The following is a 19,176-nucleotide window of genomic DNA, read 5'->3' on the forward strand; positions in this document are numbered from 1 at the left end:
CACTCAAAGATGAATGTAAGATGAGATGACACGGGACAGAATCAGTGTAACGTTGTACTAGGCAGTAGAGGATACTGCAGTTACAGCTGCTTCCTTAAGCTGAGTAAAAGATTGCTCGTTAATAAAACAAAATCCTTTGGGATTATCTTTAGAAAAACCGGCTACCGATAAAGAGGGCTTCAATACTGCATTTTGTTCAGTATTTAATGTATTCAATACTCTTAAACTGATTTTAGGAAACCCTAAACTCAGCAAACATTGATTTGGATCGATTGATTTAATGGAAATAAATTGGGACATTTTAACTTTATTACCTGCCGGGTCACGCCATCCAGCAACTGCAGCACCGGTAGCATCTGCTTCCTTGAGATTGGCTGAATAAAATCCATTATCATCACTCAATCTACAAAAGGTTGTGCTGATGTCATGAGAAGAAGTTTGATCCTTACTAAACCATACCTTGCCAAACCAGGCATTATTACCTGTAACAAACTGCTCTTTAGTTTCAGTTCCTGTTTGTATATGCCCGTTCAATCGACTGGTCTGTAATGCCTGTAGCTCCACACCAGGCCTTAAAATCAATGTTTCTTTGGCTTCATTAGCCTGTTTTAACATATCTACTTTAAAATTAAATCCTTTATCTTCATCACCCTTCACACCAAATATCCAGCTGTCATTAATTGGATTATAGCGAATAAAAGAACGACCAACCTGCCAATTCAGTTGGGTTGAGTTTTCTATTTTCTCATTGCCTTCATAAAAAAGGACTAATTTATTGGTCTGGCCGTCAATTAATGCTGTTTTTGTATGAAAATCAGTACCTTGTCTTTGAACCTGAAAAAAATAACCATAGCGATCACCGCTTTCATTGGTCACCATACCTGAAAAAGTCCAGCTACCGACCAAAGGTTCTACTGGTTGCAGAATTTCGCTTACTTCTTCTGCTTCAATATCAGCTGCAATTACTGTATTGCTGATCAACATAATCAAGGAAAATAAAACAATCCAAATTCGTACTGGTATCATATTAACAATAACCTTTTAATAGTTTGTGCGTCCATAATGCGTCCCAAAAGGCCTCATTCAATGTTGCTTCAACTGGTAAATAGTACATCTTGTCAGAAATAAAGAAACGACATTTCACGGCATCCTTTTCCGTCATAATAATAAGAGATTCTGGATGATTAAAATCATGGGGCTCAAATCGATAATGATCCGGATAAGAATAAGTTGTAAATTCTATCCCTAAATCAGTTAAAGTGGAATAAAAACGTTGTGGATTTCCAATCGCAGCAACCGCGGCTACATCCCTCTTTTTAAAAACTTCATAATCAATTGCTTCCTCTGTAGCCAACTTGATTATTTTTCCAGGAGTTAACTGCATTGTGTAGGCATTTTCCCAAATACCGTCATTCACAATAATAAAATCCACTTCTCTTAATCGAGCCGCTGATTCCCGTAAAGGACCCGCTGGCAACAATAATCCATTTCCCAAGCCACGAGCTCCATCAATTACCGCAATCTCTATGGCTCGCCCCATCCGATAATGCTGTAATCCATCATCGCTAATAATCAACTGCACCTTGCATTTATCCAAAAGATATTGAACAGCATCCATCCGATTCGGTGCTATAACGACAGGACAAAGTGTCTTGCGTGCAATCATTAATGGTTCATCACCGACCAGCTCGGCAGAATCGTCCAACTGTACTTCATAAGGTACATGTGTGATTTTCGAGCCATACCCACGACTGACTATCCCTACATGGATCCCTTTTTCGCCCATTTTTCTAGCCAGAGCAATAACCAGTGGGGTTTTTCCTACCCCACCTACGGACAGATTACCCACGACAATAATTGGAACTGAAGCGTGTTTTTGACAAAAGGACTCCAGATACTTGCGTCTGATCATTGTAATCAGACGGTAACACCAGGACAAAGGGAGTAAAGGCCATCTTAAGGGATGATTCCCATACCACAGCCTTTCGATAAAAAAAGTCATCAACTAAGCGCTTCCTCTTGAACCATCCCTAATTGTTGCACTTTATACAGCTGAGCGTAATGTCCATTCAAATGAAGTAACTCATGATGAGAGCCTTGTTCTACCAGGTGCCCATGCTGCATAACAATAATCTTGTCAGCATGTTTAATGGTCGATAAACGATGTGCAATGACCAACGTTGTTCGATTTTGCATGACCTGTTCCAACGCGGCTTGTATGTACTGTTCAGATTCACTATCTAAAGCAGAAGTGGCCTCATCTAGAATCAAAATTGGCGCATCTTTTAAAATAGCTCGGGCTATCGCTATTCTTTGCCGTTGACCGCCAGACAATAACACCCCATTTTCACCAACTCGAGTATCATACCCCTGAGGTAATTTTGAAATAAATTCGTCAGCATAGGCTAATTTTGCAGCGTTGATAATTTGTTGACGGCTTACATCACTGCGACCGTACGCTATGTTATTCGCTAAACTATCATTAAACAGAGTGACGTGTTGGCTGACCAAAGCCATCTGTTCTCTCAGACTTTTTAGACTGAGCTGGTTAATTGGGATGCCATCAAGTGTAATGATGCCTTCGGATACTTCATAAAAACGTGGTAACAAACTGGCAATCGTAGATTTACCACTACCGGAATGACCAACAAGCGCGACGCAATTTCCTGCCTCAACAGTAAAACTCACATCATGCAATACTCTTTGTCCATCCCTATAGGCATAAGAAACCTGTTTAAACTGAATTTCTCCATATGCTTTATGAGCCAGTTCAATTCCCTGAGTTGACTCTACAGGCATATCAAGCAGATTAAATACACTCTCCGCCCCGGCCAATCCTCTTTGAATGGTAGCATTCAGGGTGGTTAAGGTTTTCATTGGTTTAATCAATTGCAACATAGCGGCAATAATTGCTAAGAAAGAACCGGCGCTGACGGTAATCACAGTTGATAATTGAATGGCAGCGAAAATGATCATGGCTATCCCTACTGCAATAACAAATTGTACTCCAGAGACGTTAACAGCCTTGCTTACAGCAACTTTCATATCATTTAATCGCGAATGTTCCGTCGCGTCATTAAATTTTCCTGCTTCATAACCTTCACCCCCGAAAATACGGACGACTCGATATCCTTCAATAGCCTCACTCGCAATTTCAGTAACTTCTCCCATCGTTTGTTGGACTCGATGGCTAATCCGTCTAACCCGTTTATTGGTATAACTTACGATAAATCCGACAAAAGGAATGGTTAATAAAAACATCAATGACAGTTGCCAGCAAATAACCATCATGACCGTAAGTAGTCCTATAACCAAACAGCTGTTTTGGACAAAATCAGTTAAAGCATCCGCACTGACTTGAGCGACCTGCTCTACATCATAAAGAATTTTGGAAAGCATTTGACCCGAAGTAGCCTCATCATAAAAATCAGCAGGTAGATGTAATATATGAGAAAATACTTTTTGTCTTAATACCTTAACGACAGAACGGGCAACCCAGGTCATACAATAACTGCCCAGTGAGCTGACTATTCCTCTCAAAGTAATACCAATTAAAACAATAAGCGGGATCTTTTTAACAAAAGTCATGTCGATACTGATAAATCCTTTATCCAAAAAAGGTTTGGTCATGTAGGTAAAGGTGGCATCAATACCTGAATAAAGAATATTGGCAAAAATCCCCAGAAGCAGTACCGGCCAAAAAGGTTTAACGTAAGATAACAGACGCTTGTATAAAAGGCTGGTTTTAACTGGAGTATTATTTTTCATTGATTAGAGAGTCAAAGGTTGGCAAATGGATTAAATTGTACCCCGTATTCTGATTTAGTGCCAACAATCTTAAACTGAGAACATATTGGTATGCACATCAGGCCCTGAGTATCCTCAAATAATAAAGTGCCTTGATAAGGTCATTATCCAGACGCTTCTACTTTAAAAATTTTTCCAGAGCCTTTGCCGTTATTGGTTTGCTGAATAAAAAGCCTTGTACTTCATCACAATTTTGCATTTTTAAATAATTCAATTGGGAAGTAGTTTCCACGCCTTCCGCAACTACTTTAAAATTAAAACTGCGTGCCATGGCAATAATGGCTTCAATAATCACTTCATCACTTCGCGAAGATGTAATGTTTTTAATGTAGGACTGATCGATTTTTAATCGGTCTATATTTAAATGTTTAAGGTAGTTTAAACTCGAATTTCCAGTTCCAAAATCATCAAGGACAATTTTAACACCTATATCTTTTAATTGATTAATCATACGAATTATATTCACATTCGTGATGACTACATTTTCTGTAATCTCTAATTCGAGATATTGGGGATCTATCTGATATTTATCTAATATTTCTTTAACAACCGTATGGAAATTGACTTGTTTTAATTGTTGGGTGGCGACATTCACCGCGATTCGAGTCCATGGCAGACCTTTTTCATGCCATTTTTTAATTTGTTGACAGACCTGATCGATTACCCATTCACCTATAGGTACTATTAATCCGCTGATTTCTGCCGCTGGAATAAAGTCAATAGGAAGCAACATTCCTTTTTGTGGATGCTGCCAACGGATTAAAGCCTCTGCGGACAATAAACATCGATTCTCCATATCAAATTGTGGCTGATAATATACTTTGAACTCGTTTTTAACCAATGCCTGACGTAATTCAATTTCAAGTTTGAGGGTTTTATCCGCGTGATCATTCAATTCTTCATTGTAGAATTGGAATTGATTTCCACCTCGCTCTTTTGCAAGATACATTGCCAAATCAGCACTCTTTATTAAGGTATTTACGCTTGTACCGTCTTTGGGATAAATGCTGATACCTATTGTAGTGGATATCGTCACATCACGTTTCCCAAGCTTAAAAGGCTCATTGAGTGATTGAATGATTTTATCAACAACAGTTATGACACTCTGATCAGTTGAACAATCACGGACTATCATGACAAACTCATCACCACCAATGCGCGCGATGGTATCTTCTTTCCGCAGAAGGTGTTCCCATCGCTTAGCTACCATCTTTAACAAATTATCGCCAGCCTCATGCGATAGACTATCGTTGATTAATTTAAAGCGATCCAAATCAAAAAACAGGACTGCAAAACGCTTTGAATTACGTTGAGAGTACTCAATTAAATGTTGAATCCTATCGGTTAATAATGAGCGATTAGGTAATCCAGTTAACATATCATGGGACGCTTGATATTCCAGTTTTTTCTCCAGATTTGCCCGCTCAGTAATGTCTCGAAAACTCCAGACCCGACCAATAGTAATATTATTCAATCGATGGGGTTGTGAATAGCACTCCATGATTTTGTCATTTTTCAAATACACTATATTTCTACTCACCTCATCAATCGCCTTCTCTAGATGATTAATTTGGGCCAGATAATTATTGGCTTTCAGAACTTGATTTAGCATATACTCACTGACCAGCTCACCGTCTTTACTGTCCAGCATGGATTGAGGGATGTTCCAAATCTGTTGAAATTTAGAATTATAATCAATGATTTTGCGATTTAAATCGACTACAAGAATTCCATCTGCAGACGATTCAATGGTTGAACGTAACAAAGACAATGATTGCTGCAACGATTCAGTTCGTTGTTCTATAGTGTTTTGCAACAGTTCAGTGGTTCTTTTAGCAGCTTGTGCCAGCGTCCATTTCCTGGTTAAGGCGCAGGCAAGCTGTCGCACTGACACCAAATCAAAAGGTTTTTTTAAAATTAAATAGTTATCACCAATTCCCAGCTCTTTAACTGTTTCTTCCCAGGTATAATCAGAATAAGCAGTACATATGACTACCTGAATATCGGGATCAACTTTCCACATGTGTTTGATGGTTTCAATACCATCCCAGCCCGGAGGCATCTGAACGTCAACAAATGCTAATGAATAATGAAGGCCTTCCAGTAGCGATTTTCTTATTTTTTCTACGCCCTCTTTTCCTTGGTAGGCCGTTTCAAAAATAAACTTAGGCAACGAATTAAATAATTTGGGGTCGCTTAAGTCAGGTAAGTCATCGTCGAATAACTGTTTATCCAAATCACTAACTTCTTCGACAAGAGTTGTAGACGTTAAGACTTTAATAAAATCCTGATGAATAGCTGGATTATCATCAATAATCATAATATGAAGTTCTACATCAGTCATTAGAACCTCCTGAAAGCCCACGACAGCTCATTGTAGGTAACGATAAAATAAATTGAGCGCCCTCACCTTCTCCTGGACTTTCCGCCAGTAGCGTTCCACCCATTTCTTTAGCGGATAGTGCGGCGCTATGCAATCCAAAACCATGTCCATTGATTTTAGTGGTAAAGCCAAAAGAAAAAATACGATTTAAATTTTCGGAATTGATACCTACTCCGTTATCCTTTATTGATAACTGAACAACGTGATCATCGATTTTTTTAATCGCAATGACAATTTCTTTAACATGGGTTGATGTGCTATGCAGTACCGCATCGCGTGCATTTTGGATAATATTCACCAATATTTGTAATAATTTGGACTTATCGGTATCAATTAAAGGACACTCCTCGAATTCTTTTACAATCTCTATTGATTCAGTCATTGGAGTGTTCATCGACATATTTAATGCCATATCAATGACCTCTGGTAAATAAACCTTCTCTATTAAACTGGAAGTACCGCTTACGGATTTTTGCATGTCAACAATCTGAGAGATATGTCTAAGATCATTAATAAGATTGTCCACTTCTGATTGTTTTATTTTATAATCATCTAAAATAAATTTGGAAAGTGATACAAGGTATTTAGGAATTAACTTACCTTTGTCATCATTTGACAAATAGTCAACCAAATCATCCTCATGTTGAAGAAGCATTTCCAATACTTTTAATAACTTTTGTTTGTATTGTTTATTCAATTGGTTTTTTAATAAAGTGATGGAAACATTGGAGCTGTTTAATATATTTCCAATATTATGCAGAATAATTGCCGCCACTTCGGCCATACCGGCTCTGCGGGCAGTTGATGAAATCTGGTTATTCAACTCCTGAATTTTTTCTTCGGCAATCTTATCGTTATGAATATCCATAACAATGCCTTCAAGCTGTTTTTCACCCTCACAACAACGGCCGGCGATCTTATACCATCGATATTCACCATCAGGATTTTGTACTCTAACGTCACATTCATAATCAATTCGATCGCTTAATGCTGTTTCGATCTTGTTAACCAGCTCGTAACGATCTTTTTTATGCACCAACTCAATAAATTCTTTATAAGTCGGCGCTTTATCCAAAGGGTTGAGTTTAAATAAAAAAAACAACTCTTTTGACCAAATCACATGATCCGCGATGCCATCATAGGTCCAATAACCCAGCTTCGCTATGTTTTGAGCATTTTCAAGTTTCATATTCAAGTTCATCATCTCTCGTGATGAAATTTCCATTGAGCGCTCATGCATATACCGTTCCTGATCTGCTTCATTGTAGGAGTTATTAATCCGTTTAAGGAAGGCAAGCCATTGCTCATCCGTTTCGGGTTTTTTATCAACTGAAATATTGACTTTTTCAAGTTGTCTTAATAATAATTTATGAAATTCCATATGCACCCATATTTGTAGAGACTGTTCAACACATCATGTTCCTGATGTTCTATTCACAATTTATCAAAAAAAACCCAACGTTCCTCAACTGGTTCACTGGATAAAAAGATATTCTGGACGACAAGTAGAAGCCCCTCCACACTGGTGTTAACTTCTAATATTCATAAAAAGTTGTAATTGTCATGGTCTGATTGTGCAATTCACATTTACCAACCGCAAAGGGTGACAATTCACCATATGAATAAAATCCAACCTGGGTTGAACCCTTAGGTAAAGAAATCAGTGCTGATTCAATCTCTTCTTCTGTTCGCTCCCCCAAGAGCAATCGTCTTCCTACACAACTAATATCAATAGCCAACAATGGGCCAATAGTGTCCAAATGGTCATTCATCATTCGTTGATTGGCTAATTGCCCAGCTTCATTAGCACTATCTATAAGGCGATCAAAATTAGCTCTCATTAATTGAGCATAGCATCCGGTAGGGATATCTCCAGCAAAGATCAGTGATTGTTCTTTCTCATCGACAGCTAATATAGTTCGTACTAATTGAATGCTTTCGTTACCATCAATCTCGCTGATAGCCAAAGGATAAAGTAATCCCGAAGAAGGCAATTCAGATGCTTTTTCACCCAAATATTCTTTATACAATTGTAAAGCAGGTTGATAATCCAGCTCATACAGAATATTGGATTCGGAACGAGTCACACGTCTGACCGGACCGAATTTATCCCAACCACCTTTTGAGGCATGTCCAACATGAATATGAGAACCATAAAAGCCCACAGCAACGACATAATTGGTAAGAATTTCTCCGCCAACAACGGTCCATGTTTGTTTAAAATTACTGCCGTCTCCAGCTAAACCACCGGTTATAACCAAACCTTTGTCCTCTGCTACAGTATTCAGTCCTTTGACCAATTCAGAACCATTTACGCTCAACCCATCAGACAATACGAATATGCTCTTCAAATCAGGGCCCTTTAACTGTTGTGCGATAGAAATACCCGCCCTGTTTGAGTCCGTGACATGTTCTACTTTTGCCTTGGCAATTTTCAATAAGGTTGTGTTAAATCGTACAACAACGACTGACAAGCTTTGATCAAATATTTTGGAGCCAAAAATCTCACCAGCACTTGAACATCCAATCAAACTGGACTTGGAGTAAAAATTTGCAAGTTCAATAATCGGTTTAACATGATTTATAAACTCGGGAGATGCGAAAACCAGCACTAATGTTTGTTCTGAATCCAGATCAGGAAATTCATTTAAACTCCATCCTTGTCCTAGAATGTATTGGAATGCTTGTATATCCATATAAGCCCCTGAAGATTATAATTAAACTATTTTGATTACATATAATACTATTATAGTTTAATTTGATCAGAATATCTTCGGAAGAATGGAACACGGAAACAACAGTATTTAAAAATTATAACAATTTAGGTGTGCTGACAACTTATCAAGTGATTCTGTTCTCGATCCGGCGTAGATGAATAAGCGAACAAGAGACACTAATAGACCACGAGACGTCTAAATGTAAATTGTTAACACCTCCGAGCATGAAGCACAATTCATTAAGACAGATTACTTCTTGTCATTTTAATACGGGTATAAGCACATCGAAATCCAGACTTTTGCACATTCAAGTCAGAAATCGTTCCTGGTTCAGTTGTTACTGTTGCCATAACTAATCCTTGTTGTTTTGCATAATTTAATCGGGTCAACAGCAATTTTTTTTGCAAACCTTTACCTCGATATGCAGGTAAAGTACTGGTAACTCCCAAATCACAGACATCTTCATGCATGGCTATGGTAGCTCCAGCAATAATCTGATCCCCATCATAAACAGCAAATGCACTAATCCCTTTGGCTCTGGCATAATGAGAAAACTGTTCTTGAGCTTCGGGATAACCAAAACCCATAGCGACTCTTCTGGCCCATTCATCCACCTCACTGGACTTCACCATCCTGATAGTATAGGGGCTATCTAATTGCTCCTCTGGTTTAAAGGAGGACAAATCCAATACCGAAACATTATTTATTTCGCTTACTCCATAGCCTCGTTCACTCAGGAAGATCATTAAATCATTTCCAACATAAGGACATAACTCAATATCAACGCGCGAATGCGCAAGCGATTTATAAAAATGTTCTATGATTTCAATTTCCTTCTTAAAGTATCTGGATTTCGTATGAAACCCCCATCCAACTACCTGGGATAAAAATGAATCAAACCCTGAAAAACAGGCCGTACCTCCATTAACATCCAATAGTGTTCCTTGAGGATATTGTCGGGTAACTTCTATATGGGTTTGTTTAATGCACGCTTCCATACGTGCGGTCAAATCTTTAGTAACATACATCATGCTTCACTCAACCCTGCAATGACCCGGTTCACCAAGCCAGGACCTTGATATATTAATCCAGTATAAAGCTGTACCAATGATGCTCCAGCTGCAATTTTTCTTTGGGCACTGGCAGGACTATCGATACCGCCTGCTCCTATTAAAGTGATGGCCTCACCAGCATATTTTTTTAATAAATTCAGACAACGAATAGATAATTCTTCTACCGGTCTTCCACTCAATCCACCTTGTTCCTCTCCATAAGGCAAATTCTTGACCAAATCTCGTGTGCAGGTCGTATTCGTAGCAATAATCCCCTCAATGCCATGATTCAAGATCACTTCAGTCATTAGTTTTAATGTTTCATCATCTTCATCGGGAGATACTTTTACAACCAAAGGAACATGGCGCTGATAATGATCTTCTAACTTGATTTGTTCATTATGCAATTGAGATAACAATTGAGTAAGATAATCCCCCTTCTGTAACTGACGTAAATCAGGAGTATTAGGAGAAGAAATATTGATGGTTACATACGATGCATGCTCATAAACTTTTTGTAAACAATAACAATAATCCTTCGCCGCATCAGCCAAGGAGGTCTCTTTATTCTTACCAATATTAATCCCTAAAATCCCCTTGTATTCAGCTTTTTTTACATGAGCAACTAAAGCCTCTACTCCCTGGTTGTTAAAGCCCATTCTGTTAATAATGGCCTGCGCTTCAGGTAATCGAAACAATCGCGGTTTTGGATTACCAATCTGTGGTCTTGGAGTGACTGTTCCAACCTCAATAAAAGAAAATCCAAGTTTAGCCAAAGCATCCAGATGGTCTCCATTTTTATCCAGACCTGCAGCCAATCCAACTTGATGTGGAAAATGGAGTCCCATAGCATGAACTGACTTTCCTTCGATTTTATTAAAGCACCATCCTGGCAGATGATCCAGGGTGGACAGAACGAGTTGATGAGCTGTCTCAGCGTCCAGTTTAAACAGCAAGGGACGTATCATCGAATACATATAAATACTCCGGAAAAGGGATTTTGCTTCATTCGATTCCCTACTTACGTTATACGATGCATTGCTGGGCCCAGACTCTTAACATGGCATTTCCAGACTTTTGTAAGTGAAAAGCGACTTCGCGAACTTCGATCCCATAATTGTCCTGTTGAAGACCTAATAATACGGGTCCCAGAAATGAAGAAGTTTGTCCATCATTATCTATTAATGGAAATATCCTGACTTCCTTTGCAACTCGAGCCAGTTCACGGATCACATTCAAATGAAAATCAACAGTTTGATCGTCCAGATCAGCAAATAAATAATGCGAACATAAAGCAAAATCAAATGTAAAATCTGCAAAAGGCAAATGATAATCAGTAACTCCAAGGTACCTGCCCTCAGTCTTGCCTTTTCTATAATCAGCAAAAAACTGTTCAAACCCCACTTTTCTTTCTGCAAGCAACTTATCAAAACTACCGCTTCGACTGAAATCAAAATGTTCCTCTTCGGATTTGATTTCATCCGCCATTTGAGAAAAAATCATCACTGACTTTGAATATAAAGTATCCTTATCCAGAACAAACAAGGGATCACAACTGACCACCTGATTATTCATCTGAGTTAGCTGAGAATTCACCGCACTGGGTCCACATCCATATTCTAGAATTTTTGAATTAATCTCACTGTCTGACAAATCAAACATTTCTCGATATTCATCAACGCCGTGACCCCATAAAACCAGTTTACGCATGAGCAACTCTCCTATATAAACCCGAATTCTGTGCTCAATTTAATTGCAGATTAACCTGCTCTGAATTCAGGAAAAACTTATAGCAATCAATTAAGTTTCGCTCCGGCTTAAGATTAGGTTATTTTTTAACCTGGGTAAAGAGTCTTTTTAAAATACACTGTGTTAGAAACTGTCAGTGAATAGACAAGGCCGAATCGATTGGGTATAGTCTTGTGTATTTGTACAATCAACAGGATATACTCCATGCACAACGGACTAAAGTATCAACTGGGTGAAACCTATGACATGTTAAGAGACACCGTCCATCAGTTTGCCCGTACAGAAATCGCTCCCCTTGCTGCTCAAATTGATGAAACGAATACCTTTCCAAATCATTTATGGCAAAAATTGGGCGATTTAGGTTTATTAGGTATAACGGTCAGCGAAGAGTACGGTGGAGCCAATATGGGCTACCTCGCTCACGCGATTGCAATGGAAGAAATTTCCAGAGCATCAGCCTCTGTGGGATTAAGTTATGGGGCTCACTCTAATTTATGTGTCAATCAAATCTATTTAAATGGAAACAATTCGCAAAAAGAAAAATATCTGCCTAAACTAATAAGCGGCCAATACATCGGTGCCCTGGCCATGAGTGAATCGAACTCAGGCTCTGATGTAGTCAGTATGCAACTTCAAGCTCGTTCATACGGTGATAAATACATCCTTGACGGCACCAAAATGTGGATTACCAATGGACCGGATGCAGACGTTTTGGTGGTGTACGCTAAAACTGACAAACAGGCTGCCAGTAAGGGTATTACTGCTTTTCTTATTGAAAAGGGAATGCCCGGATTCAAAACAGCACAAAAATTAGACAAGCTAGGGATGAGAGGTTCCAATACCTGTGAGCTGGTTTTCGAACAGTGTGAAGTTCCTGTTGAAAATGTACTCGGCGAACTAAACCAGGGTGTCCGGGTTTTAATGAGTGGTCTTGACTACGAGCGGACAATACTGGCTGCAGGTCCAGTTGGTATCATGCAGGCGTGTATGGATGTTGTTCTACCCTATGTTCATGAACGCAAGCAGTTTAATCAGGCCATTGGGGAATTTCAGTTTATCCAGGGTAAATTAGCTGATATGTATACGGAGCTTAGCGCGTCTCGAGCTTATTTATATGCGGTAGCAAAAGCCTGCGATAACGGTATGGTAAGTCGTAAAGACGCAGCAGGTGTTATCTTATATACTGCAGAAAAAGCGACACAAATGGCACTTCAGGCAATTCAAACTCTGGGTGGTAATGGGTACATTAATGAATACCCAACAGGACGATTGTTACGTGACGCTAAACTCTATGAAATTGGAGCCGGCACTTCTGAAATCAGAAGAATGTTGATAGGTCGTGAACTTTTTAAAGAAACAGCATAAGGAATAGTGACATGGAACAGAATGATGTAGTAATCGTTGCAGCAAAAAGAACTCCTATGGGCGGCATGTTAGGTGCTCTGTCCGCTCTTTCAGCACCAGAACTTGGGGCTGTAGCACATATGGCAGCTCTGGCACAGTCAGGAATTGCTCCTGCTGAAATAGATGAAGTCATTAGTGGTTGTGTCCTGCAGGCAGGTATAGGTCAGGCACCCGCGAGACAAGCCGCAATCAAAGCAGGTATACCCAATTCAGCTGGCGCAACTACGATCAATAAAATGTGCGGTTCTGGAATGAAAGCCGCGATGCTGGCACATGATTTAATCAAGGCAGGTTCAGCTCAGGTCATCCTGGCAAGCGGAATGGAAAGTATGAGTAATGCGCCTTATTTATTGGCAAAAGCGCGCTCAGGTTATCGCTTGGGTCATGGTGAATTAAAAGATCATATGTTCCTTGACGGACTTGAAGATGCATACGAGAAAGGACAATTAATGGGATGTTTTGCGGAAGCAACGGCCAAACATTTCAATTTCAGCAGAGAACAACAGGATGAATTTGCAATCCGTTCTATGTCAAACGCACTGAAAGCTATTGAAAGTGGTGCATTTGTCGAAGAAATTGCCGCTGTCACCTTAACTACTCGTAAAGGAGACATCACCGTAAGCGTAGATGAAGGTCCTGATGCAGCAAAATTGGCAAAAATTCCACAATTAAAACCAGCATTCCAATCAGACGGCACCGTTACAGCAGCAAATTCCAGTTCGATTTCGGATGGTGCGGCGAGCCTGATATTGATGAGCGCAGCTAATGCAGAAAAACGCGGTGTCAAACCTTTAGCAAGAATAGTTGCCCATGCCAGCCATGCTCAGGCACCACAATGGTTTACCACTGCACCTGTAGACGCTATCCGTAAAGTAATGAACAAAGCATCCTGGAATCAGAATGATGTCGATCTTTATGAAATAAATGAAGCGTTTGCAGTAGTTACCATGGCAGCAATAACTCAACTTGAATTAAATCCAGAACAGGTTAATATTCACGGCGGCGCATGTGCTTTGGGTCACCCAATAGGAGCATCTGGTGCACGCATACTGGTTACTTTGATGCATGCATTGAAACAACAAGGTAAAAAACGTGGTGTTGCTTCCTTATGCATCGGTGGTGGTGAAGCTACAGCAATGGCTATTGAACTGTTATAAAAGCACAACCATTCACCACACATTCAGAATCATGGTGAATTGTCAGATTTGAGTGCAGATTTGGGCGATTACCGTTCAATAAAAGCAGCATTACGGACTGTAGCTGCTTTTTTTAACGAGAATCGCCCATAATGCATCACATGGGACTTTTTACTTGAATTGTGGTGATTAGTTACTAATAAAAATAAAGGATGTACATGCTACGACAAAGTCTTATTTATCTACTACTCAGTGTTCTGATAGTAATCTTCTCCAGATACGCACACCTTCTTATTGTTTATATAGATTTGTTTTTCACTTATATAAACTTAAAATTAACCCCAATATTCAGTCAGACCGGCTGGGGATTAATTATAAGAAAAGTTTTGGTGTTAATGTTAATGCCAATCATCATTACGGGGATACCTGCTCTTCTTTATAGAGTAATCAAAGGTCGTGAAATGCCTCATTTTATTGCTATTGTCTGGGTAATCTGGACTATCATCGTTTTGAGCGTAATTTTGATTCATTAAGGACTCAGGCATGGCACAACTAATCAGTCAAATCAACACTGGAAGTCAGGATTTTAAAGACAATCAAGCAACAATGCAGGCATTGGTTGATGAACTACGTTCACGAATCAATGAAATCTCTCTGGGAGGAGACGAGAAAGCCCGTGCCCGCCATTTGCAACATGGCAAATTACTGCCTCGAGAAAGGCTGCAACAATTATTAGACCCTGGCAGTCCGTTTCTTGAACTATCCCAACTGGCAGCCTATCAGGTATATGATGATACCCTACCTGCCGCGGGGATCATTGCAGGCATAGGGCGTGTATCCGGTACAGAGTGCGTTATTGTAGTCAATGATGCAACAGTAAAGGGTGGAACCTATTATCCTCTCACCGTCAAAAAACATTTAAGAGCACAGGAAATCGCTCTAATCAATCATTTACCCTGTATTTACCTCGTAGATTCTGGTGGTGCTTTTTTGCCTCTTCAAGATGAGGTTTTTCCAGATCGCGATCATTTTGGTCGTATTTTTTATAATCAAGCTCAAATGTCAGCGCGAAATATACCTCAAATTGCTGTTGTCATGGGATCGTGCACTGCTGGTGGAGCCTATGTTCCAGCGATGGCAGATGAATCCATTATGGTGAAAAATCAGGCAACAATTTTTCTTGGTGGTCCCCCATTGGTGAAAGCGGCCACGGGGGAAGTAATCAGCGCTGAAGAATTGGGTGGCGCAGAAGTTCATTGCAGACATTCCGGAGTTGCTGATCATTACGCAGAAAACGATGCGCACGCCTTGCATTTGGCTCGAATTGCGGTAAGCAATTTAAATCGTAAAAAAATTGAATCGATTACACGTATTGAAACCATTGAACCTCTTTATGATACTAAAGAGCTCAATGGTATTGTGCCTGCTGATCCAAGAAAACCTTTTGACATAAGGGAGATCATTGCTCGCTTGGTTGATGGTTCAGATTTCGATGAATTTAAAGCCCTGTTTGGTACGACACTGGTCTGTGGTTTTGCCCATTTATACGGGTATCCGGTAGGAATCATTGCTAATAATGGCATTTTATTCAGTGAAAGCGCCTTAAAAGGAAGTCACTTCATCGAGCTTTGTTGTCAACGTAAAATTCCTTTAATCTTTTTGCAGAACATAACGGGCTTTATGGTAGGTTCCAAATATGAAGCATCCGGAATAGCCAAACACGGTGCTAAAATGGTTACCGCTGTTGCTAATGCCAATGTACCTAAATTTACTGTGATTGTAGGCGGAAGCTTTGGTGCCGGCAATTATGCCATGTGTGGACGCGCCTATAATGCACGCTTTATCTGGACCTGGCCTAATTCACGTATTTCTGTCATGGGAGGAGAACAGGCAGCAAATGTACTCGCTCAGGTCAACAGCGAAAAATATGCAAAACAAGGTAAGGTCTGGCCAGCCGAAGAGGAAGAACAATTTAAAAATCAACTGAGATCTCAGTATGAAACTCAAGGCAACCCCTATTATGCCAGTGCAAGACTTTGGGATGATGGAGTCATAGCTCCTCAGGATACACGAATGATTCTGGGACTTGGTTTATCGGCAGCCTTAAATGCCCCAATTGAATCCACGCATTTTGGCGTTTTTCGTATGTAACAGGGATTAAACTCATGAGCGACCTTCTTAATGAAATTCAGGATCAGATATGTTTATTAACCATAAATCGAGTAAACAAACATAATGCCTTTGATAATCATCTCCTTACGGAGATGCAAGTTCAGCTTGACTCAGCAATCAACAATGACAAAGTTCGGGTTATTGTGCTTAAAGCGAATGGGAAACACTTTTGTGCCGGCGCCGATTTAGCCTGGATGCAAAGCATGATTGAGTACGACGAAGAACAAAACGTAAAAGACACGATGATACTGGCTAACTTAATGTATTCTCTGAATCAAAGCAGCAAACCGACAATTACTATGATTCATGGATCTGCATTTGGAGGAGGAGCAGGACTTGCAGCTGCCTGTGACATTGCTATAGCAGCACATTCAGCCCGCTTTTGTTTCTCAGAAGCAAAATTAGGATTGATTCCTGCGGTTATAAGCCCCTATGTTGTAAAAGCTATTGGGGAGCGAGCCGCTCAAATGTTGTTTATGTCCGCAGAAATTTTTGATGCGGCACGAGCTTTATCCCTGAATCTAGTGCAGCATCTTGTTCCGGAGGATAGTTTATTGGACTTTACACTCAATTATGCCAAACAAATAAGTAATAATGCTCCTCAGGCAGTTACAATGTCCAAAAAACTGGTTCGATATGTCGCTGATAAACACATTGATGAAGAGCTGGTTTACTACACTGCCACACTCATCGCTCAAAAAAGAATTTCCGCTGAAGGACAAAAAGGTCTTCATGCATTTTTAAATAAAGAAACACCTAACTGGAACTAGGAACTTGCATGTTTAATAAAATTCTAATTGCCAATAGAGGTGAGATAGCCTGCAGAATCATTAAAACAGCGCGATCCATGGGTATTCATACCGTAGCAATTTATTCATCCGCAGATCAAAACAGTCTCCATGTACAATTGGCTGATAGCGCCTGTTACGTTGGTGAAGCCGCTGCAAAAGACAGCTATTTGAATATAGAACATATTATTCAAGCCGCAAAAGAGAGCGGTGCTGAAGCAATTCACCCTGGCTATGGGTTTTTATCAGAAAATCCCGGATTTGCGAAAGCTTGTGAAGATGCTGGAATTATCTTTATAGGGCCGTCAATTGAAGCAATGGATGCTATGGCTTCAAAACAGTTAGCAAAACAGCTGCTTGAAAAAACCAATGTACCGTTAACCCCTGGTTACCATGGTCTGGAGCAATCAGAAGACAAACTACTGGCTGAAGCAAGAGCCATTGGTTTTCCTGTACTGATAAAAGCAGCCAATGGCGGTGGTGGTAAAGGAATGAGAGCAGTTTATAGTGAAGCCGAATTCAGCGATAGTCTGGCAGGAGCTAAAAGAGAATCTCTAGCCAGTTTTGCTGATGACACGATGATCATTGAAAAGCTGGTACTCAATCCTCGGCACGTTGAATTACAGATCTTCGCAGACAACCACGGAGCTGTTGTTCATCTGTTTGAACGAGATTGCTCGATTCAACGAAGGCATCAAAAGATCATTGAAGAAGCCCCTGCTCCCAATTTAACTGATTCCATGCGGCAAAGATTGGCTGATGCAGCCTGCGAAGTAGCACGCTCTATTAATTATAGAGGAGCAGGTACAGTTGAGTTTCTTGTAGATGGCACAGATCGGTTCTATTTTATGGAAATGAATACCCGGCTCCAGGTCGAGCATCCAGTAACAGAAATGATTACCGGGATTGATCTGGTTGCCTGGCAACTTAAAATAGCGGCTAATGAGCATCTTCCCCTGGCTCAGGGTGACATCAAAGCCAAAGGACATGCAATCGAATGTCGTATCTATGCCGAAGATCCCTTTAATGGTTTTATCCCATCTATTGGACAATTGAATTTTCTACAAGAGCCCTTTGGGGATGGTCTTCGTATTGATACTGGGGTCAGGCTTAATTCTCAAATCACCATGTATTATGATCCCATGATCGCCAAACTGATCGCATGGGGACACAATAGAGAAGAAGCACTGCACCGTTTGAATCAGGCACTCTCACATTATTTCATTGGGGGAGTAAAAACCAACATCCCCTTTTTGCAGGCTATCTGCAAGCACCCCAAATTTAAAAAAGCAGAGCTAAGTACCGATTTTTTAAGTAATGAACAGATTCACTTATCAACTCCAGATCGGCAATCAGCGTTAAAAATGGCAATTGCTTATGATTATGTGAATACAATAAATAACATCAAAGATCCTCTGCTAAAAGACACTTTTGCATGGCAAATGCATACTCAGGGACACTGGATATGGCGTTATCAGCATGATGGAACCGTTACTGAAGCGTTTATTACACCGATTGACAGGAAGAGTTTCAAACTCAAATTATATGATAATGAACAGCTTATAACCGCCCAGCTTAATAACAACCATCTAAAAATCGAAACAGACCGACACCAATATCAGGTCACTGTTGATAATAAAGATTCGTGTTTAACCTTATATTCTGAACGAGGCCAGATAAGTATTGAACGCTTTCGTTGGAATAAACTGGACGCGCATGCAACATTACATAAAGGCCAATTAACAGCCCCCATGCCAGCAACAGTTGTTGCTATCCTGAAAAAAGCAGGTGAACTGGTTAAAGCAGGTGAACGTTTAATTGTTCTGGAAGCAATGAAAATGGAGCACACGATACATGCTCCTGTTGATGGTGTGCTTTTAGATATATTCTATACAGTGGGTGCACAGGTAAGTGAAGGAGCGGAATTGCTTTCACTCAGTGAATCTGAGTCATAAACTACTGAGATTA

Annotated in this window: 15 protein-coding genes; 6 read left to right on the forward strand and 9 right to left on the reverse strand. The window is 40.0% G+C overall.

All coding sequences use genetic code 11. The features are described from left to right. Positions 1-57 precede the first annotated feature (57 nt). The 9 genes from IZU94_RS03720 to IZU94_RS03760 all read right to left on the reverse strand — a co-directional run bounded on the left by IZU94_RS03720 (position 58) and on the right by IZU94_RS03760 (position 11,669). Entirely contained in the window at positions 58-1,026 is a 969-nt protein-coding gene (locus IZU94_RS03720; RefSeq protein WP_203108139.1) for a hypothetical protein, read from the reverse strand. A gap of 1 nt (position 1,027) precedes the next feature. Beyond that, the gene (lpxK, locus tag IZU94_RS03725) at positions 1,028-2,002 is read right to left on the reverse strand and encodes a tetraacyldisaccharide 4'-kinase (protein WP_203108140.1); all 975 of its coding nucleotides are present in this window, start codon (positions 2,000-2,002) and stop codon (positions 1,028-1,030) included. Next, positions 2,002-3,768, reverse strand: a complete 1,767-nt coding sequence (gene msbA, locus IZU94_RS03730; RefSeq protein ID WP_203108143.1) for a lipid A export permease/ATP-binding protein MsbA — start codon at positions 3,766-3,768, stop codon at positions 2,002-2,004. The genes lpxK and msbA overlap by 1 nt, the downstream gene beginning before the upstream one ends. A 157-nt stretch (positions 3,769-3,925) precedes the next feature. Beyond that, entirely contained in the window at positions 3,926-6,151 is a 2,226-nt protein-coding gene (locus tag IZU94_RS03735; protein WP_203108145.1) for an EAL domain-containing protein, read from the reverse strand. Next, positions 6,144-7,571 carry a sensor histidine kinase gene (locus tag IZU94_RS03740; RefSeq protein ID WP_203108147.1) on the reverse strand — a complete coding sequence of 476 codons (1,428 nt, stop codon included), beginning with the start codon at positions 7,569-7,571 and terminating at the stop codon, positions 6,144-6,146. Before IZU94_RS03740 ends, IZU94_RS03735 begins: the two co-directional genes overlap by 8 nt. Positions 7,572-7,725: 154 nt before the next feature. Next, complete coding sequence (locus tag IZU94_RS03745; protein ID WP_203108149.1) at positions 7,726-8,886, reverse strand: FIST signal transduction protein; 1,161 nt, start codon at positions 8,884-8,886, stop codon at positions 7,726-7,728. Between the two features lie 260 nt (positions 8,887-9,146). Beyond that, positions 9,147-9,935 (reverse strand): GNAT family N-acetyltransferase, encoded by a 789-nt coding sequence (locus IZU94_RS03750; protein WP_203108257.1) that lies wholly within the window; start codon positions 9,933-9,935, stop codon positions 9,147-9,149. Continuing rightward, complete coding sequence (locus IZU94_RS03755) at positions 9,935-10,936, reverse strand: quinone-dependent dihydroorotate dehydrogenase (protein ID WP_203108151.1); 1,002 nt, start codon at positions 10,934-10,936, stop codon at positions 9,935-9,937. Before IZU94_RS03755 ends, IZU94_RS03750 begins: the two co-directional genes overlap by 1 nt. A 49-nt stretch (positions 10,937-10,985) precedes the next feature. Beyond that, on the reverse strand, positions 10,986-11,669 hold the full coding sequence (locus tag IZU94_RS03760) for a class I SAM-dependent methyltransferase (protein ID WP_203108153.1): 684 nt from the start codon (positions 11,667-11,669) through the stop codon (positions 10,986-10,988). 243 nt (positions 11,670-11,912) lie between these two features. Here IZU94_RS03760 and IZU94_RS03765 point away from each other — a divergent pair, with 243 nt between their 5' ends. The 6 genes from IZU94_RS03765 to IZU94_RS03785 all read left to right on the forward strand — a co-directional run bounded on the left by IZU94_RS03765 (position 11,913) and on the right by IZU94_RS03785 (position 19,163). Continuing rightward, positions 11,913-13,073 (forward strand): isovaleryl-CoA dehydrogenase, encoded by a 1,161-nt coding sequence (locus IZU94_RS03765; protein ID WP_203108155.1) that lies wholly within the window; start codon positions 11,913-11,915, stop codon positions 13,071-13,073. Positions 13,074-13,084: 11 nt separating this feature from the next. Next, positions 13,085-14,269, forward strand: coding sequence for an acetyl-CoA C-acyltransferase (locus IZU94_RS03770; RefSeq protein ID WP_203108157.1), 1,185 nt, complete (start codon positions 13,085-13,087; stop codon positions 14,267-14,269). Between the two features lie 197 nt (positions 14,270-14,466). Further along, complete coding sequence (locus IZU94_RS18140; RefSeq protein ID WP_238400491.1) at positions 14,467-14,781, forward strand: hypothetical protein; 315 nt, start codon at positions 14,467-14,469, stop codon at positions 14,779-14,781. 10 nt (positions 14,782-14,791) lie between these two features. Beyond that, complete coding sequence (locus IZU94_RS03775) at positions 14,792-16,399, forward strand: carboxyl transferase domain-containing protein (RefSeq protein WP_203108159.1); 1,608 nt, start codon at positions 14,792-14,794, stop codon at positions 16,397-16,399. Positions 16,400-16,413: 14 nt separating this feature from the next. Beyond that, positions 16,414-17,190, forward strand: coding sequence for an enoyl-CoA hydratase-related protein (locus tag IZU94_RS03780; RefSeq protein ID WP_203108161.1), 777 nt, complete (start codon positions 16,414-16,416; stop codon positions 17,188-17,190). Positions 17,191-17,198: 8 nt separating this feature from the next. Continuing rightward, positions 17,199-19,163 (forward strand): acetyl/propionyl/methylcrotonyl-CoA carboxylase subunit alpha, encoded by a 1,965-nt coding sequence (locus IZU94_RS03785; RefSeq protein WP_203108163.1) that lies wholly within the window; start codon positions 17,199-17,201, stop codon positions 19,161-19,163. Positions 19,164-19,176: the final 13 nt, after the last annotated feature.

Origin of the sequence: Legionella bononiensis (assembly GCF_016786215.1) — a bacterium.
GTDB lineage: Bacteria > Pseudomonadota > Gammaproteobacteria > Legionellales > Legionellaceae > Legionella > Legionella bononiensis.

What these genes read in the sequence shown, in the direction of transcription:
- IZU94_RS03780 (WP_203108161.1), top strand. Translation starts at nt 16,414, where the DNA reads ATGAGCGACCTTCTTAATGAAATTCAGGATCAGATATGTTTATTAACC.
- IZU94_RS03745 (WP_203108149.1), bottom strand. Translation starts at nt 8,886, where the DNA reads ATGGATATACAAGCATTCCAATACATTCTAGGACAAGGATGGAGTTTA.
- IZU94_RS03720 (WP_203108139.1), bottom strand. Translation starts at nt 1,026, where the DNA reads ATGATACCAGTACGAATTTGGATTGTTTTATTTTCCTTGATTATGTTG.
- IZU94_RS03765 (WP_203108155.1), top strand. Translation starts at nt 11,913, where the DNA reads ATGCACAACGGACTAAAGTATCAACTGGGTGAAACCTATGACATGTTA.
- IZU94_RS03785 (WP_203108163.1), top strand. Translation starts at nt 17,199, where the DNA reads ATGTTTAATAAAATTCTAATTGCCAATAGAGGTGAGATAGCCTGCAGA.
- lpxK (WP_203108140.1), bottom strand. Translation starts at nt 2,002, where the DNA reads ATGACTTTTTTTATCGAAAGGCTGTGGTATGGGAATCATCCCTTAAGA.
- IZU94_RS18140 (WP_238400491.1), top strand. Translation starts at nt 14,467, where the DNA reads ATGCTACGACAAAGTCTTATTTATCTACTACTCAGTGTTCTGATAGTA.
- IZU94_RS03750 (WP_203108257.1), bottom strand. Translation starts at nt 9,935, where the DNA reads ATGTATGTTACTAAAGATTTGACCGCACGTATGGAAGCGTGCATTAAA.
- msbA (WP_203108143.1), bottom strand. Translation starts at nt 3,768, where the DNA reads ATGAAAAATAATACTCCAGTTAAAACCAGCCTTTTATACAAGCGTCTG.
- IZU94_RS03740 (WP_203108147.1), bottom strand. Translation starts at nt 7,571, where the DNA reads ATGGAATTTCATAAATTATTATTAAGACAACTTGAAAAAGTCAATATT.
- IZU94_RS03755 (WP_203108151.1), bottom strand. Translation starts at nt 10,936, where the DNA reads ATGTATTCGATGATACGTCCCTTGCTGTTTAAACTGGACGCTGAGACA.
- IZU94_RS03760 (WP_203108153.1), bottom strand. Translation starts at nt 11,669, where the DNA reads ATGCGTAAACTGGTTTTATGGGGTCACGGCGTTGATGAATATCGAGAA.
- IZU94_RS03735 (WP_203108145.1), bottom strand. Translation starts at nt 6,151, where the DNA reads ATGACTGATGTAGAACTTCATATTATGATTATTGATGATAATCCAGCT.
- IZU94_RS03770 (WP_203108157.1), top strand. Translation starts at nt 13,085, where the DNA reads ATGGAACAGAATGATGTAGTAATCGTTGCAGCAAAAAGAACTCCTATG.
- IZU94_RS03775 (WP_203108159.1), top strand. Translation starts at nt 14,792, where the DNA reads ATGGCACAACTAATCAGTCAAATCAACACTGGAAGTCAGGATTTTAAA.